Origin of the sequence: Leclercia sp. UBA5958 (assembly GCF_002430365.1) — a bacterium.
GTDB lineage: Bacteria > Pseudomonadota > Gammaproteobacteria > Enterobacterales > Enterobacteriaceae > Enterobacter > Enterobacter pneumoniae.
Genome location: NZ_DJCE01000008.1, coordinates 15,946 through 32,508, shown reverse-complemented (window position 1 = coordinate 32,508; position 16,563 = coordinate 15,946). Strand labels below are relative to the sequence as shown.

Annotated in this window: 13 protein-coding genes; 6 read left to right on the top strand and 7 right to left on the bottom strand. The window is 57.0% G+C overall.

Translation table 11 applies throughout. The features are described from left to right. Window positions 1-2: 2 nt before the first annotated feature. The 7 genes from B2Q93_RS13285 to B2Q93_RS13255 are packed head-to-tail and all read right to left on the bottom strand — an operon-like array spanning window position 3 to window position 11,365. Window positions 3-2,204 (bottom strand): glycoside hydrolase family 2 protein, encoded by a 2,202-nt coding sequence (locus B2Q93_RS13285; RefSeq protein ID WP_286933454.1) that lies wholly within the window; start codon window positions 2,202-2,204, stop codon window positions 3-5. Next, the gene (locus B2Q93_RS13280) at window positions 2,194-4,866 is read right to left on the bottom strand and encodes a hybrid sensor histidine kinase/response regulator (RefSeq protein WP_286933452.1); all 2,673 of its coding nucleotides are present in this window, start codon (window positions 4,864-4,866) and stop codon (window positions 2,194-2,196) included. The genes B2Q93_RS13285 and B2Q93_RS13280 overlap by 11 nt, the downstream gene beginning before the upstream one ends. 2 nt (window positions 4,867-4,868) lie before the next feature. Further along, window positions 4,869-5,303, bottom strand: a complete 435-nt coding sequence (locus B2Q93_RS13275; protein WP_286933451.1) for a globin — start codon at window positions 5,301-5,303, stop codon at window positions 4,869-4,871. Continuing rightward, window positions 5,300-6,694: a DUF3131 domain-containing protein gene (locus B2Q93_RS13270; protein WP_233803486.1), complete on the bottom strand. Its 1,395-nt coding sequence runs from the start codon at window positions 6,692-6,694 to the stop codon at window positions 5,300-5,302. The genes B2Q93_RS13275 and B2Q93_RS13270 overlap by 4 nt, the downstream gene beginning before the upstream one ends. Continuing rightward, entirely contained in the window at window positions 6,679-8,226 is a 1,548-nt protein-coding gene (locus tag B2Q93_RS13265; protein WP_414672035.1) for a DUF3131 domain-containing protein, read from the bottom strand. Before B2Q93_RS13265 ends, B2Q93_RS13270 begins: the two co-directional genes overlap by 16 nt. Further along, window positions 8,223-9,554 carry a DUF3131 domain-containing protein gene (locus tag B2Q93_RS13260; RefSeq protein WP_233803484.1) on the bottom strand — a complete coding sequence of 444 codons (1,332 nt, stop codon included), beginning with the start codon at window positions 9,552-9,554 and terminating at the stop codon, window positions 8,223-8,225. Before B2Q93_RS13260 ends, B2Q93_RS13265 begins: the two co-directional genes overlap by 4 nt. After that, a complete protein-coding gene (locus tag B2Q93_RS13255; protein WP_212475808.1) occupies window positions 9,551-11,365 on the bottom strand; it encodes a glycosyltransferase family 2 protein in 1,815 nt (604 codons plus the stop codon). Before B2Q93_RS13255 ends, B2Q93_RS13260 begins: the two co-directional genes overlap by 4 nt. Before the next feature lie 284 nt (window positions 11,366-11,649). Here B2Q93_RS13255 and opgC point away from each other — a divergent pair, with 284 nt between their 5' ends. From opgC to B2Q93_RS13225, 6 genes are all read left to right on the top strand, one after another. Further along, complete coding sequence (gene opgC / locus B2Q93_RS13250; RefSeq protein ID WP_286933448.1) at window positions 11,650-12,867, top strand: OpgC domain-containing protein; 1,218 nt, start codon at window positions 11,650-11,652, stop codon at window positions 12,865-12,867. A gap of 10 nt (window positions 12,868-12,877) precedes the next feature. Beyond that, a complete protein-coding gene (locus B2Q93_RS13245; RefSeq protein ID WP_040075444.1) occupies window positions 12,878-13,777 on the top strand; it encodes a hypothetical protein in 900 nt (299 codons plus the stop codon). A gap of 9 nt (window positions 13,778-13,786) precedes the next feature. Next, window positions 13,787-14,995 carry a PP2C family protein-serine/threonine phosphatase gene (locus B2Q93_RS13240; protein ID WP_263617312.1) on the top strand — a complete coding sequence of 403 codons (1,209 nt, stop codon included), beginning with the start codon at window positions 13,787-13,789 and terminating at the stop codon, window positions 14,993-14,995. Continuing rightward, a complete protein-coding gene (locus B2Q93_RS13235) occupies window positions 14,992-15,330 on the top strand; it encodes an STAS domain-containing protein (RefSeq protein ID WP_046885271.1) in 339 nt (112 codons plus the stop codon). The genes B2Q93_RS13240 and B2Q93_RS13235 overlap by 4 nt, the downstream gene beginning before the upstream one ends. A gap of 7 nt (window positions 15,331-15,337) precedes the next feature. Beyond that, window positions 15,338-15,775, top strand: a complete 438-nt coding sequence (locus B2Q93_RS13230) for an ATP-binding protein (protein WP_414672034.1) — start codon at window positions 15,338-15,340, stop codon at window positions 15,773-15,775. 287 nt (window positions 15,776-16,062) lie between these two features. After that, a complete protein-coding gene (locus B2Q93_RS13225) occupies window positions 16,063-16,557 on the top strand; it encodes a molybdopterin-dependent oxidoreductase (RefSeq protein ID WP_046885272.1) in 495 nt (164 codons plus the stop codon). The last annotated feature ends 6 nt before the right edge of the window (window positions 16,558-16,563 follow it).

Genomic DNA, 16,563 nt, shown 5'->3' with positions numbered 1-16,563 from the left:
CCTTAACGCGCGCTCTGCGCCGCAACGTTCTCTTCTCGCATGTTTAGCCCCGCGAGCGCACCCGATTGATGCTCGATACGGTACTCAATCGTGACCTTGTGTTGGCTGGTGGGGGTCACCGCGATCTCCTTGACCTTTTTACCCGAATCGGGAGGGAGCGTCAGGGTCATATTCCCTTTCGCCAGGGCGCGTCCGTTTTGCTTCACCTGCCACGTCAGGCGACAGGCGTCACAGGCTTCCCAGCTATCGTTAATCGCCCACAGGCCTATTCTGGCCTCACTCCCCACGCGCCAGGTTGCGCTAAGGGGTTCAATGGAGGGGAGAATTGGCTGATAAGCGCGCTGCAACGCATAGTAACCCGCTTTCGGTTTACGCAGATAATCCACCACCCCCCAGTTAATTGAGGGCCAGGTTTCCACAAACATAAAGTGGAAGAGGGCTGTGACAGGCTGATACCGCTGCCGACGATAGCTCTCGGCGGCCATGGCCACCAGTTGCGCCTGATACTCCTGGGTGTTCTTAATCATCTCCTGAATGCTGTTGCCCCGCGGTATTCCCGCAAATTTAAAGGTCTGGAAGGGCTGGAAGTTATGGTATTTCCAGCGCGTCCAGCCTGGGTCGTCGGCTGCGGTACTTTTCGGCCATAACAGGTCAGCAGGAATAATGGTTTTTAGCGTCGACAGCCGGGGCAGCGCCTGGGCGCCAAACTCGGTGATGATCGCGGTCTTCGCCGGGGCAAGGAGGTCGCGCGGGGTGCCGAAGTACCATCCGGCCCAGTAGTGCTCTTCAACGGCGGAAAAACGGTGCACAATGCGCGAACGGTCCTCTGCCAGCGTATCGGCCACCCGGGTCGTCAGCGTCTGGTTCAGGGTTTTATTCCAGTCCGGGAAGCGTTTTTCCATCCAGGGGGAGTTCCAGGGCGGTTCGTTATGGCCGCCCCAGACGATGATTGCCGGCGAGTTGCCGAACTGCGCCATCATGTCGCGAGTCTGCCGCACGGCGTTATCGGCAAAGGCGTCGCTGTTGTCGTAGCCCCACTGCAGAGGGACATCCTGCCAGATCATTAGCCCCATCTCATCGGCCACTTCATAGAGGGCGCGACCGGCTACGTGCCCGTGCACGCGTATCGCGTTAGCATTCATCTTCTGGAGCAGCGTGAAATCCCGGCGATATTTCTGGCGCGTCAGGGTGCCGAGCCACGGGGAACCGATATAGTTACTGCCTTTGATAAACAGCCGTCGGTCGTTAATGCGCCAGCCTTGATTGTCAGGCTGCTCTTCCAGCTTGCGTAATCCGGTGCGCGTGACGGCAGTGTCCATCACCCCCTGGTCATCCACCAGCGTGGCGCGGACCCGGTACAGGTTTGGCTTGCCATACCCTGCTGGCCACCACAGCCTGGCCCCCTTCATCGGCAGGCTGACGTTCAGGCTCTGGGGCTTGCCGTTCGCCTGCGTCAGGTTTACCGAAAAGGTCTGCTCAATGCGCTGGCCGTTGAAATTATCTGGCGTAGCTGAGAGGCGCAGCGTCACAGAGCCGGCCGCGAGGGCCCGGTAGCGGATCTCGGCGCGCAAAACAGGGTTTTCCAGTCCGTCGCGCCAGTCCGGGCGCAGAATCACGTCGTCTATGGTCACACCGCGGCTCAGGTGCAGTTTCACCGGCGCCCAGATCCCGCCGGAGTTGGCATCCTGCCCGTGCTCAGACCACGCGCCGCCGGGGCGGGTGTCATGCTGATTAAGGATGCCTTTCATCTGGGTTTTGTGCAGCGGCCAGACGGTTTTGGGATCTTCCCATGGGCTGTTCACCTTGACGGCGAGTCGGTTATGGCGGCGTAGCGTGTCGCTGACGTCCACCGGGAAACGCTGGAAATACCCCTCATGGCGGGCCAGCGCTTTGCCGTTCAGTACGACATCGGCGTAATAGTCCACGCCGTCAAAGACCAGCGTCGCCATGGTATCGGGTGCGCGTTCGGGAAGGGAAAATTCATGCCGGTACCAGAGGGCACCCTGGTGGTCATATCCGGCGCTGTACCAGTTGGCGGGCACCTGGATAGCGCGCCAGTGACGGTCCGGGGTGTTCACCCCGTCGAAAGTCTCGTCGTTAGCATCATGTACGCGCCATTGACCTGCCAGCGACCAGGTGACGGGCTGGCTGGCCTGCGCCAGTAGAGGAGTGACCATCAGCAGCACGAGCAATTTACGGATCATGTTTTACCTCCTGAACCCGCTGGCGTAGCCATGTCGCGCTGCGCCCGGCCTCATCGAGAAGCTCGCGTCGTAGCGCGCTTAGCCCGGCCAGATCCAGCGATGCCGCCTCGCTCTCAAGCTGCTGGAGCGTTTCGGTCAGGCCGGTGAAGCCGAGGGTGAGCGCTTCACCGCGCAGCCTGTGCGCCGCCTGGCGCAGCGCTTCGCGATCGTCGTTGTCGATAGCCTGCACGATGGCGGCTATCGACTCGTCAAGTCCGGTACTGAATAACAGCAGCAGCTCCTGCACCAGGTCAGGATCGTCTGCACACTGCCTGAGCAGGCGCGCCTCGTCCGGCAGTCCCTTATCGATCCCGACACCAACGCGCGCGATCTCTTGCTGCAAGGCTTCCTGATTCACCGGCTTGGCAATATAGCCATCGAAGCCCATCGCCAGACAACGCTCTTTATCACCCTGCATGGCATGGGCGGTCATCACGATGGCGGGCTGGTGGCTGCGCCCCTGCGCGCGCGTCTCTTCCCGAATCAGGCGCAGGGCGGTCTCACCGTCCATTTCGGGCATTTGCAGGTCAATAAAGAGCAGATCCCAGGGCTGCTCGCGCCAGCGCGTCAGCGCTTCCCGGCCGTTATTCACCACTTCGCACCGGTGGCCGAGCCGCTCCAGCAACCGCCTGGCGACTTTCTGGTTCACCAGGTTGTCCTCTGCCAGCAGAATGTTCAGTCCACCCACCTCTGTGGCCGGCTCGGCGGCGGTCGGCGGCGGAGCCGTAGCAGGCGCGGGGGCAAGGACGCTGGCAATGACGTGATAGAGTTCGCGATGGGCAACGGGCTTATGCAAATAATGAGCGATCCCAATGCGTTTCAGCATATTGGCATCAAAATGGCGGCTCATTGAACTGAGCATGATGATATGGCTCTGCTCACCCTGCGGCAGGACAGTGATCTCCAGCGCCAGGGAGACGCCGTCCATATCCGGCATCTGGGCATCCAGCAGAATGAGCGGCCAGCCAGCGTCGGTGCCAGCCAGACGTAACGCCTCTTTCGCGTTATTCACGCAGGTCGGCGTCAGGTTCATCTGGCGAAGCATGGTATCGAGCAGGCGCAGGTTAGTACTGTTATCGTCAACCACCAGCACCCGTTCGCCGTTAAAGCCCGTCATGGTATCGCCGCTGGTCGGCGCAGCCTGCTGGCTTTGCAGCACCAGGGTGAAGGCAAATTCACTGCCCACTCCCGGTTCGCTTTGCACGCTGAGCTCTCCCCCCATCAGGCTAACCAGTCGGGCCGAAATGGTTAATCCCAGCCCGGTACCGCCGTAGCGGCGGGTGGTGGAACTGTCCGCCTGGCTGAAGGCCTCGAAGATTTTTTTCTGCTTCTCCGGCGGTATGCCGATCCCGCTATCGCGAATGCGAAAGCGCCATTGATCGGGTTCAGCGCCCGGTTCAATGACCAATAGCACTTCGCCCTGATGGGTAAATTTAAGCGCGTTACCCAGCAGGTTGGTCAGGATCTGACGCAGCCGCGGGCCATCCACCATCAGCACTTCCGGTACGGCCGGGGCGATATCCACCAGCAGCTCAATGCCTTTTTCACTGGCGGCGGGCATATGTGGACGAATCAACGCCTGAACGAAAGGGCGGATCTCCAGCGGTTCTTCATCGACCGACATCTTGCCCGACTCAATGCGCGAGAAGTCGAGAATGTCGTTGATAATGTGCAGTAGCGACTGGGCCGAACTCATTACCAGCGTCAGGTATTCCCGTTGGTCTGGATTCAGCGGCGTGTCCAGGCAGAGCTGGGTCATGCCGAGGATCCCGTTCATCGGGGTACGGATTTCGTGGCTCATGTTGGCGAGAAACGCGCTTTTCGCCTCGTTGGCCTCCTGAGCGACTTTCGCCGCCTCAATGGCGAGAAGCTCTGCCTCTTTGCGCCGGGTAATATCCTGCAGCGTGCCGATAACGCGTTCGGCCTCCTGCTGCATGCTGAGGGTCACAACCTGGCCTGAGATGAGCATCCAGCGCCAGCCCTGGGTCGGATGCTGAACGCGTATCTCACATTCAAAAACAGGCATGTGATCCTTTTTTGAGGCGGTCATCGCGTTACGCAGGGTGGCCAAATCTTCGGCATGAACCAGATTCAGCAAAAAGCGCAGCGGGTAGTGTAACTGCACGCGCGACTGGCCCACCATCGCCAGCAGCGTATCGTTGACCTGCAGGCTGTCCTGGGAGACTTGCCAGTCCCAGATGCCTATCTGGATTGTCTCTGCGGTCAGTAAAAAATCGTCGTGTAGCTGGTGGCGTGAGCGCTGTGCCTCATCCAGCCCGGTAATATCCGTATGCAGGCTGATAATGCCGCCATCATTAAGTCGCTGGTGCTGAACATAGAGCCGTCGGTTTCCGGATTGCCGCACTTCACGGTGGTTCGGCTGACGGCAGTTACGGATGATCGCGTCGCGCAGGGTGCGGCGACGGACGGGATCGATGTGATAGCCCGAATCAATAAATTTCTCGGCCAGGCTCTCCAGCGTGGCGCCAACGGCTAACCAGGGGGTAATGACGGGATAATAGAGGGTGATCTTGTCATTCCAGCCCTGCAGGCGTTCCGCCGCATCATAGATCATCACCCCCATGGGCAGTGCGTTCAGATCGAAAGGAGAGGTGGATGGCATAGTTAGTCGTCTCCCGCCTGATAGTGAAGCTCCGCCTGGCGGCGCAGATATTCCAGACCGGGCGCTATCGCCATCGCCCAGGCCGTGATGATCTCCTCGTCGCAGAGCGGGTCGCGGGTGCGTACGGTGTTGAGCATCGCTTCTCGCCACAGGGCAAAAAAGCGCGGAGGCAGGCGCAGCCCTTCATCGCTCTGCTCCCGGGCAAGCCGTTCGAGAAAATCGGGTACAAACAGCACGCCGTCGACCGCGAGCATGGCGAAGAAGCTTTTGTAGATCATCTGCTGGCCCTCCTGTTCCGGGCGACGGGCGAAGTGCCGCTCCGTTTCAGGGGACATATGAATGAAGGTGTCCCAGAAGGCCTCGAAAAAGCGTTTTCTGTCGTGCCCGGCGATGACGCGGTTCAGGCTTGCCTCAAAGAGGTCGCGGTAGAATTTCATGGCGTGGCCCTCGCGGCCCGTTCACCCGGAAGACAGAGGCCGGGCGGGTTGAAAGTATCTGACGTGCGGCGAGAGAAATAGCCCGCGTTATCCACCAGACCGTTTTCAAACAGCGGCCCGGCGTTGTGTTTGTACAGCAGGGCTTCCAGCACCATGGCGTTGGTTGAGAGGGTGAGGGTGGGGTTAATGTCGCCGGTTGCCTCGACGCGACCTTCGAACCACCCCTGCTGCGGGCGACTGAGATGGCGAGTCACTGCCATCAGGCTGTCGGTGTAGTCGTTATCCCACAGCGCCCAGAGCACAAAAACTGCTTTGGTCGACACCTGTGCCAGCCGGGGATAATATTTTCCATCGTCTCCCAGCGTGTTCCAGGCATAGCCATTCCCCCAGACGGTATCCTCAACGTGCCAGGGAGCCTGAGTGAGGTAAAAGTCGGCGCGCGCGGTAAGGACTTTATCTTGCTCCCAGCGCGTTTTCTGGCTGAGCCATATCCCTTCGGCGCGGGTACGCAGCGTTTTTTGCAGATCGGAGGAGACGCCGGGCAACTGCCAGCCGAACTCCAGCCCCGGTAGCATGGCGGGAAGGGTGGTCAGCAGCGAGGGTTGCCAGGTGGTGCGCGGGTCGCGGGCATCAACGGCGAGCCGACGCTGAAAGAGAATGACATGCTGCGACGGCGGGTTTAGCGCCTTGTCGGGAGCAAACCCCCACAGGCGAAACGCGCTGGCGGCATATTCGCTCTCACCGAGACGGAGTTCGTCGCGAATCATCGGCTGCCCGTTCTGCATTGAAGCAGAGCGCAACTCTCCCTCGTCGTCGATGACCGGGCAAAAGTTCCAGCGCAGAATGATCTTATCCAGATACTCGCGATACTGAGGAGCGCGCTCAGCGGTGAGCCGCAGGGCCAGCATGAGTCGCGCCATATCCTTTGCCGACCAGCCGCTCTTCGCTGGCTTACCGCTGAAATCAATGGGGGACGCCGTCTGCGTGGAGTAAAGCCTGCCCGGCGTACGGGTGTCGGTTAGCGCCAGGCGATTGAGCGTGCCCAGCAGGCGGGTCAGCCTGGCATCAAACTCAGGCTCGTTAACCAGTCCCAGATCCCGGGCGGCCAGCAGGGCGATAAGCGTATCGCCCATCTGCCACAAGGTTACGCGCGGCTGTTTGTCGCTACCGTTGACTAACCCGGTTTGCGGCTGGGTATTATTTTCAAAATAGCGCCACGCAATACGCGCCCACTCCCGCTCCTGGGGCGTGAGGGCATCGATACGCGCGGTGGTGTGCCAGCCCCCTTTGGTTAACCAGCGCCACCCGGCGCCCTCCCGGCTGAACAGCGCCAGCAGGACGACCAATACCACAGCAGAGACCGCCAGCGTGCGGGCTAGGGTTTTAAGCATTGCGCGGTCACCGGGGGTAATTTAACGGGCGCGTCCGCGTTGCAAGAGGCGCACTGGCAAGCCTGGCAGGCGGGTTTTGTCCGCTGCGTAGTGCCGGTCTGTTCACACCAGGTTTTGACGGCCGGCGTACTGTTCAGGAAGGGGCGATTGCGCGCGGTGTTATTCGGCTCAAACAGATCCACCAGCTTTTTGTCCCAGAGCGAAGGGGCGAAATCGCGGTTTTTCGGGTTGTCAGTATTGAACTTCAGCAATTTGCCCTCTTTTTTAAACAGCAGCGACTCCAGCATGATGCCGTTGTTATTGGCGGTGAACTCTTTAATGGGGCCATCGCCGTTTTCGTACAGCCCTTCGTAATAGCCTTTGTCCGCTTCGTTAGCGTTTTCGATGGCGTCCAGCAGGCGGTCGGTATAAGGCGAATCCCATAAGACCCACATACCCAGCGCCGCCTTCAGCGAAATGGCCGCGGTATTGGGTACGTACTGGCCTTTATCGGTGATGGTGTTCCAGTTAAAGCCGTCGCTGAAGACGGTGTCATAAACGAAGTAGGGGGACTTATCGAGCTGATGCTCGGAGCGAGCGGTTAACACCCCGGTAATCGCGTAGCGGTTCTCCTGGGCCTGGTAGACCCGGTCAGCGAAGTTTTTCATCCAGGGGTGCGAGTAGTCGCGCGGGGCGTTATCCCGATCCTCGGGCTTATCAAAGCCAAACTCCAGGCCGTAGAGGACGTAAGACTCGGTGACCACATAGTTGTGCTGGCTGGTCATACGGGGATCGCGCGAATCGTAAGGCACCATCACGCAGTAGATCTCTGCCAGCTCATAGGGCTGAGGCTGGCTGGATTGACACGTGCCAAAGCCCCACAGCGAGAACCCCGCCGCGCCATACTCCTCGTAGCCGAGGCGCCCCTCCTGGACATACTTTGGCTGGCCATTTTCCAGGTAAGCGCCGTAAAGCATGCCGCAGGGGTTGATGACGTTGGTGAAATTCCATCCCAGTAACACGTTATCGATGCTGTTGCCGTATTCCGGATAGCGCTCTTTAATCACCTTCAGCCAGATCAACATCCTGCCGATATCCAGCGCGGAGAAGCCAATTTCTCCAGGCTTGTTCTGGTAGTTAACCTTCTGCCCGGTGATGGTGTTATAGGCCTTGTTAGGTAACTCGTTGCGGAATAAATCCAGCTTGTTGAGGGTGGCGAGTAATTTCAGCATCCGGCGATCGAACTCGGCTTTATCAATAATCCCCAGCTCACGGGCTGCCGTCATGGCAGCCATATAAGAGGCGCTGTCCCACATAGTGGTGGAGGGGTATTTATTTACGGCATTCACCAGCCCGGTGGTGGGCTGGTAATTGGCGACAAAATATTGCCAGGCGTTTTTGGCAATCGCCATCTCCCGCGCATTCAGCTCCCCGCTACGCGGTTCGTACTCGGAAGCCGGTAGCCCGGTGGCGGCCTGCGCCGCAGAGAGGGTGAGCCAGCACGCCATAAGCCCGGCCAGAAGAGGAAAATAGAGTAACGATTTCAGCTTCATGGCTTAGCTCCTGCTGACGAAGTAGGTGGATTGGCGGGGCCGAGGCAGGCCAGACATAGCATCTGACCGTGAACGATATAGGCCAGGCTTTCGAGCACGATGGCGTTAGTGTCGCCGTCTACGATGTCGTTTACGCTGCTGTTGAGATTAAGTCCGCGCTGCCAGCCCTTGCCGGGTACCTGCAATTTCTGCACTTGCTGGCGCAAGGCTTCGCTCCAGCCATTGCGGAACAGTGCATACCAGGCAAAGGCGGTACGGGTAGAGGTGATAGCCGTCTGCTCGGGGGTGGCATCGCGCAGGGCGCTGTTTTGCAGCGGCTGGCGGTCAGGCAGATCGTTGACATAGTCCGGGGCGGGCTCCGCATAATCGGTGCTGATAGGGGGCTTGCTGACCCGCAGGCCGTGGCGGCGCTGCTGGATCTGCATAATGCGCCAGGTAATCTCCGCGCTCTGGACGTCAAAACCCAGTTCGAGGCCTGTTAACAGATAGGGGAGGCTGATCAGAGAGGGCTGACGACCCCAGGGGGTGCGCAGCCCTTCGTCGGGCACCATGATGCCGTCGATGTCAATCATCTGCTGCCCCTCCGGCGGGTTAGTGACCGCCAGCCCCGCTGCGCTGTCGATGAGCCGCAGCGTATGGCTGGCATACAAGCGGTAACCGAAGCTGTTTCTGGGCTCATCCACCGCCAGCGCCCAGTGATGAAGCGGCGCGGCGGCCTGTGTCGCGGTGTTGTTGGTAATTAAGGCCGCCACCTTCCACTGGTTAAAGAGATCGCGCACGGCGGCGGCGTGCTGAGGATAACGCCACAGCAATGCTTGCAGGGCGTTGAGCAGGCGGCCCATGCCTATCGCGGAGGGATCCGGCTTACCCAGCATGTGGAGCGTGTCTGCATGATAATAGGCAGCGGGCAACCCCTGCGGATTAAGCGGCAGCTGGCCCAGGGTAAACAACGCGGCGGTGACGCGTTCATCAAACTCGTCGTCGCTCAGAATATTGAGCTGCTTTGCCGCGATCATGGCAAAGAGGTAACTGCCGGTGCTCCACAGGCTGAACCAGGGTTCGCCATCGTGTGCGTTGGCCAGGCCGTTCGGCTGCGTATTATTCACATAATACTGCCATGCCACGCGCGCCCAGATAGCCTCGTCAAAGGTCAATTCACGCGGGGCGGGAAGCGGAGGGAAATCATTACTTAGGCTCATTCCCGCACTGCTTTCGACACGCGTTGGCATCTGTTTTTCTACCCAGACAACAATGGCGAACCCCAGCAGAAAGCCGATCAAAATCGTGAGGTAACTGCGGGCGGACAGCAGCGCATCGCGTTTTCTCATGGCTGCGCCTCCTCTTCAGCCGGCGTCCACATGGCGGCCAGGATCAGCGGCAGCATGGCAGCAATATTCACCGCGCCCCAGAAGATGTTAATGACGTAGCCGGAAGGGTCGTCTACTTCCCCTCGCGCCACCTGAATGCCTCCCCAGATGAGCCCTGCCAGGGTAAGCACGACAATGGCGATTTGCGGCTTAACCAGATAGAGAAAGCGGCCGGTCTGTCGCTCTTTTGGCGTGACGTGAAACTTAATCTGCTCCCCGCGCAATACCGTGTTTAACGCGCGCAGATTCATGGAGAAAAACGAGAGATAAGAGGCCCTGCCGTCCCACGCCGATATGCCCCAGGTGCCAAACATAAATGCCAGCTCGGAGACAATGAAAAAGGGGAGGAAATGGAGATAAAAGGGCTCAGACCAGGCGGAGACGGGCGGAATACCGGTAAAAAGATAAATAATGGGAGAGATCAGAAATACGGTATTCCACACGCAGGCCATGTAAGACCAGAAGGTGGTAGCGTACATCAGCGTCTGCGGCAACGAGAGCTTAAAGCGGCGGCGGCTGAAAATATTATCGTGGAAAAGAATATCCAGCGAACCCGCGGCATATTTGAAGCGCTGAATCATCCACGTCAGCATGTCCTGCGGGGAGAGCATTTTCGATTCAATACGCGGGTGCATCACCGAGCGCCAGCGACGCGCGCTGTCGCCATGCAGCAGGATCGAGGTATAGATATCCTCGGAAACGTGAAACTTATAGGGGGTAAGTTCGGTATCGAACGCAACGTGTGGGCGCATGGCATCCTGCAGGGTTTCGCGCATCACGGGATCGCGTATATCGCGGGTATGGCGGTCGATCTCCTCTTCGACAGCCCAGACATAGCTTCGTAACGCCGCCTGCATCACCGCTTCGCGCCGGTGGATAGAGGCTGCGCCGCAGCAGAATGCGGCGTTAGCCCAGTTGCGGCGGCGTAAAATTACGTCATAGAACATGCGCGGATCGTTGAAGAAGGGGTCCCGGCCAACGGTGACCGGTCCGATGAATTTCTGCGCCAGCCATCCCAGCCCGTAGCCCACTTTACCCGCTCTGCGCCCCAGCCAGCGTGAGAGGTTTTCACCCTCCGGCAGGTCGAAGAACCACTGCGGGGTTTGTACCCAGGCGACGTCCGGATCGCGAAAATAGCCGAGCGTATGGCTCAGCAGCGTCGGAAAAACGCGGGTATCGGCATCGCAAATTACCAGGAAATCACCGTCGGTCTGTTCAAGCCCATTGCGCAGGTTACCGGCCTTGAAGCCGATATTGGTCTGTCGGGTGATGTAGTTGGCTCCCTCTTGTTCGCAAACGGCCTTCATCTCGGGGCGTCGTCCGTCATCCAGCACGTGCACCTTAAAATCCAGCGGGCCGGGGTAGGTGACTTTCAGGGCATCGCGGATCGAGAGCCTGACCAGCTCCACATCTTCGGAATAGGTGGCGATGAAAAGGTCGACCTTGATTGGCCTTACGTCTTCTGCGTCTTCGGGTCTCAGGCAGTCGTTGATCTCAACCGGCGGCGGATTTTGCGCAGGGTCCTCTTCCTTCCACAAATTAATGGTAAACAGCACCGTACCGATCCAGGCCAGAGTCTCTGCCAGCACCAGCGGAATGGCATACCAGAGCGCATCGGTATTCAGCGAGGCTGTCCAGCGCCAGTAGATATAATTAGCACCAAGAATAAGCGCGGCAACCGCTAATACTTGCCAGGTCATTATTACCCAGCGCGGCGACTGGAGCGGTTCAGGCGGCCGACGATGTTCAAAACGGGAAAAATAAAAATCCATAGTTAAGGATATCCTGATTCCACGATGACAATTGAATTAACACCTGCTTTCGACAGTGTGGAGTGCCACGCAAATTAACGCTTATAAATACAATCGATAAAATCAGTGTAGATGGCGAAGAAAAATATTCCAGACCGGGAATTGCAATAGTGTAGGGCGGCTAAAATGATTGTTATTTATTATTAAGCCTTTTTGGCTTCGCTTCATTCATTGCCAGATGAACGCATATACGCTATCTAAATAAGTGATACGCGGCTTTTTCAGGATAGATAACAGGACTCACTATGAGCCAGATTGCGCCGGCGATAACCCAAGAAAAAAGCGTTAAATCAATATCCTGGCGGTACTCACTGGCGGGTAATCGCGACTTGCGCATTGATTTTATGCGCGGTATTGCGCTGGTCATGATGGTGGTTGCACATACCGAAGTGATGTCAATATTTAATATATTTACCTGGGAGCGTTTTGGTCTGACTACCGGTGCCGAGGGGTTTGTTATTCTTTCCGGATTTATGCTAGGTATGCTGAATCGTACCAGACTGGAAAAAACGGTTCTGCTTACTATTTCCTGGGGGCTTTTTCTCCGGGCGTGGAAAATATACCGGGTAAATATTATTATCATTCTCTCCTTTCTTTTATTAGGGTATTTGCCTTTTATTAACGTGTTTGAGGTAACGCATTTTACCGATCGCTTTTCTGGCACAACCTGGTCACTCTATCCCGTCACGCCGCAAATTAAAGAGACCTGGTTTAACATTGTTCTCTACCTGCAAATTGGCCCTCATCAGACGCAGATCCTCGGTCTCTATATTTTTCTGCTGCTCTTAAGCCCGCTATTTTTAGGGATGCTGCAACGCGGAAAAGTCTATTGGCTGCTGGGTCTATCGCTGCTGGTCTACTGCTGCTGGCAGCGCTGGCCAGTGCGCGTTACGCCGTCTGAGTTTGAGTTCGCTTTTCCGCTACTGGCGTGGCAGTTTATTTTTGTACTGGGGATGTGCAGCGGCTGGTACAAAGCGGAGCTCCTCTCGTTTGCCCGCACCCCACCCGGTAAAGCGGTGGTGGTGGCGCTGGTGGCGATCGCGCTGGTACTGGGGTATGTGGCCCAGAACCATACTAACCCCTTTATGCCGCCCGCCCTCCTGATGCACACCATCCCGCCGGCGGATTTCAATGCGTTTTACCATACCTGGGCGGCAAAAAATGGCCTTGGGCCGGTGCGGGTCCTTAACGATATCAGCCTGATGGTGACGGTCTATCTGCTGTTAACCTGGTGCTGGGTGCCCATTAACCGGCTGGCCGGCTGGTTCCTCATCCCGCTGGGGCAACGTTCGCTGTATACCTTTATTTTGCATGTCTATGTTGTGCTCGCGGTAAGCCAGTTTGTGACCTTTGATCTCTGGCGTCAGGACTGGCTCGTCAACACCTTCGTTCATGCAGCAGCGTTGACCGTGCTGTGGCTCATGGCGAAATACAACGTCGCTGCGCGCTGGATACCTAACTAAGGAAGGGCAGATGCGGGAAAAATATTGGCTGGCCTGCGCGCTACTGTGTGCCAGTGTGAGCACTGAAGCAGCGCAGAAGGAAGAGGGGCAAACGTTGCGTGATAAAGACGGCGAGCCGGTGCAGGCGGGGGTATTCACCAGCCGCTGGGGACGGCTCTTCTCGGGGAATGAGGATGTCTTTTCCGGCGCACTAAGCTTTAGTTCCGGGCTGAAAGAGCAGTGGATGTCTATCCCAAACAGCTCGGACAGCGCAGAGCAGAAAAGGAAATATAACCAGACGCTGAACCTTAGTCTGCAATACTCCCCCTACAGCTACTGGTTTGCCAACGTAACGTCACGTCTGCCCGTGACGGATACCAGCCGCTATACCGCTGATTTTCGCTATAGCTTTGGCTACGACGACTGGCATGCCAATACCTTCAGCCTGGTTTACAGCAACTATGGCGATAACCGTTTCTGGACCTCCGGCAATCACCGGCACACCTATTTTGAACAGGGTGCCGTAACGCTGGCCTATAAATTTTCGCTACCGAAGCCGGTAGAAAACGCCCTGTTGATCAACAAAGGGGACTCCATAATTTGCCAGGCGGGGTACAGCTGGGTACCGCGTTATTACGATCTGGAGAGCAACGACATCCGTAAAAATAAGAACGTGATGTTGGGTGGGTGCGGTTACACCTTCAAACAACATTTCTTCGTGCGCGCGACGGCATTCTGGTTCCCGGACAGGAGTCAGCAGCAACCCTGGAACGGCGACTATAGCTATAGTTTTGGCTACGCGGGCTATACGCCGGGCTCGTTCTCTATTCAGTACGCCAACTACTCCGGCACCCGTTACCCGGGCCACCAGAGCGGCAATGGCAAGTTTCGTGAAGGCACGGTCAGCCTGATCTGGTTCTTACCGCTTTGAGGTGACGCAATGGGAGTTCAGCACGTTCTGATTGTTGAAGATTCGCCGGTCTATCGGCGTTTGCTCAGTCGAATGCTGACGCAGTGGGGATATGTCGTCAGCGAGGCGGAAAACGGCGTGGCTGCGCTGGAGATCCTGCAAAACCAGCCGGTAAGCCTGGTCATTAGCGACTGGGAGATGCCCGAGATGGACGGCCTGACATTATGCCGGGAGATCCGCAGCCGCCAGTTTGGGCACTATGTGTACGTCATATTGCTGACTGCCCGTGAAGATCCGGGGGATCTGACGCTCGGGTTTGATGCCGGGGCGGATGATTTTCTCAGCAAGCCGGTGGAACAAGGGGAACTGCGGGCGCGACTACACGCGGGGGCCAGGGTGCTCTCTCTTGAAGCCACGCTTGCCGCGCGTAACGCGCGCCTGAGCGAGGCGCTGCGCCAGATTGAGCAAGACCTTGAGGTGGCGGCGCGCATTCAGCAGTCGGTTCTTCCCGCGCACCGGCTGCGCTATCGCGATTATTTTTCTGACTGGATCTTCCTGCCTTCGGCCTGGGTTTCCGGCGACATCTTTAACGTGTTCCCGCTGGATAATCATCTGGGATTTTACTGCGTGGACGTGTCCGGTCATGGGGTCGGCGCGGCGATGATGTCTCTCGCCGTTGCCCGCCAGTTTTTGCACGGCAGGGCGGTGGAGCGTTTCCTCTTTACCGGTGATAACGAGGTGGCGTCGCCCTCTGAGGTGGTGCGGATCCTGAACAGCCGCTTTTGCAGTGATGAGGTGGAGATCGTGAGCTACTTCACCATGATTTATGGCGTTATCGATCTGGCAACCGGAGAGGGCAAGCTTTGTCAGGCCGGGCATCCTACCCCCTTCATCGTTAACCCTGCCGGGGAGGTAAGAACGGTCGGCCATGGGGGCGCGCCGGTGGGGTTGATGCCCGACCTGAGCTGGAGCGACGTGAACTTCACTCTCGCGCCGGGAGAGCGGCTCTGCCTGTTCAGCGATGGCATTACCGAGTGTGAAAATCCTGATGGCGAGCAGTATGGTGAGGCGCGCCTGCAACGCTGGCTACAGGAAGGGGCCACGCTCGCGCTGGATAGCCTGCTGCCGCAGTTCGCTCAGCACCTTATCCACTGGCGCAGCGGGGATTGCGAGGAGCAGAGGACAATGGCCGATGATGTTTCACTTTTAGTGATTGAACAGACAGGAGAAAAGGTATGAATATCGATACGGAGCGGCAGCCCAACGTCAATATTTTGACGCCGTCGGTACGCCGGCTGGATGCCTCGGTTGCGGCGGCCTTTAAAGAAGCCATTACCCGCGAGATTGGCGACGACCAAAAAGCCTTGATTGTGGATTTTAGCAAAATCGATTTTATCGATAGCAGCGGTCTGGGAACGCTGGTTTCTCTTCTGAAAATGATGAACGGCAAAGGTGAAATGACCTTGTGCGCACTGAACCCGGGTATCCGCAATATGTTCACTCTGACCCGGATGGATCGCATTTTTCGTATCTGCCCGGATCGCGCCGCGGCGCTTGCTCAGCTTAATCAGTGAGTGGCTTGTGAAGAGCTCCCTTTCGCTTCCGGCCTCATTAACGTCAATCTCGCCACTGGCGGAGTGGCTTGCGCAGCTCATGGCGCCGTTGCCGGTAAATGATGAATGGCGCTTTGCGCTTGACCTCGCGGTCTGTGAGACCGCGACCAATATCATTCGTTATGCGCTGCATGAAGATGAGAACAGCCGTTTTGATGTGGATTTTATCACCACAGCCTCAAGCGTGACGTTGCACTTTACTGACGCGGGGGATCCTTTTCCGGCCGGGCGTCTCGCCGACGCGCGCAACGAGTCATTCCAGGAGAGCGATCTGTTCGCCGAGAGCGGAAGGGGGCTGAAGCTTATTTTGTTAAGCGTGGATACCTTTCAGGTGGAACGCGTCCAGGTAGGGAACTTTACTACGCTGCAAAAATTTTACGCGCCAGAGCTGGTCGTTCGAAAATAAAGTGACGCTAAAGCGGTAGAGACAATACTCACTGTCATAGTGCGATGTTTCGCTGAGTTAACAGGCGGATTTTATTTGTACAGTGACAATAAGGTTTAGCAGGGCTTAATTATTGGCAACGGTGTGGCCATATCAAGTTCACAAAATAAAAGAAAGGGCAACCTTCTGATTTTGATAAATTATAATATTTATGAATCAGTTGCCTTAAGAATAGTCATGCAGGATATATTAATAACATGTTAACTAAATTATAATTCTACTACGTCTGTCTGAGAGGTGAGGTTAGGATGCGGTTGATCGCGATGTTGTTAAGTTTAATGGTCTCAAGCCAGGTCTGGGCGGGTGAACTTCCCAAACCGACAGGAAAAGTGCTTTTAACACTCTCCGGTAATATTGAGAACACCAACGAAGACGGGAAAGCTGTTTTCGATGTCGCCAGCCTTGAGAAGCTGGGCATGGTCACTTTCCAGACCACCTCACCCTGGTATAACGGGCGTACAACCTTTACGGGCATCTCACTGCAAAAGCTGATGGATTATGTCGGGGCAAAAGGTTCGCTTGTTAAGGTGACGGCGCTCAATGATTACACCACCGAAATCCCACTCAGTGATTTCAAAAAATACAATGTTATCCTGGCGATGAAAGTTAACGGGGAGTACATGCGTATCCGTGATAAAGGCCCGCTCTTTGTGGTGTATCCCTATGACAGCATGCCTGAACTGAATAATCAGATTTTCTATTCACGATCGGCATGGCAGGTCAGCAGAATGAGCATTGAGTAGTGGTTC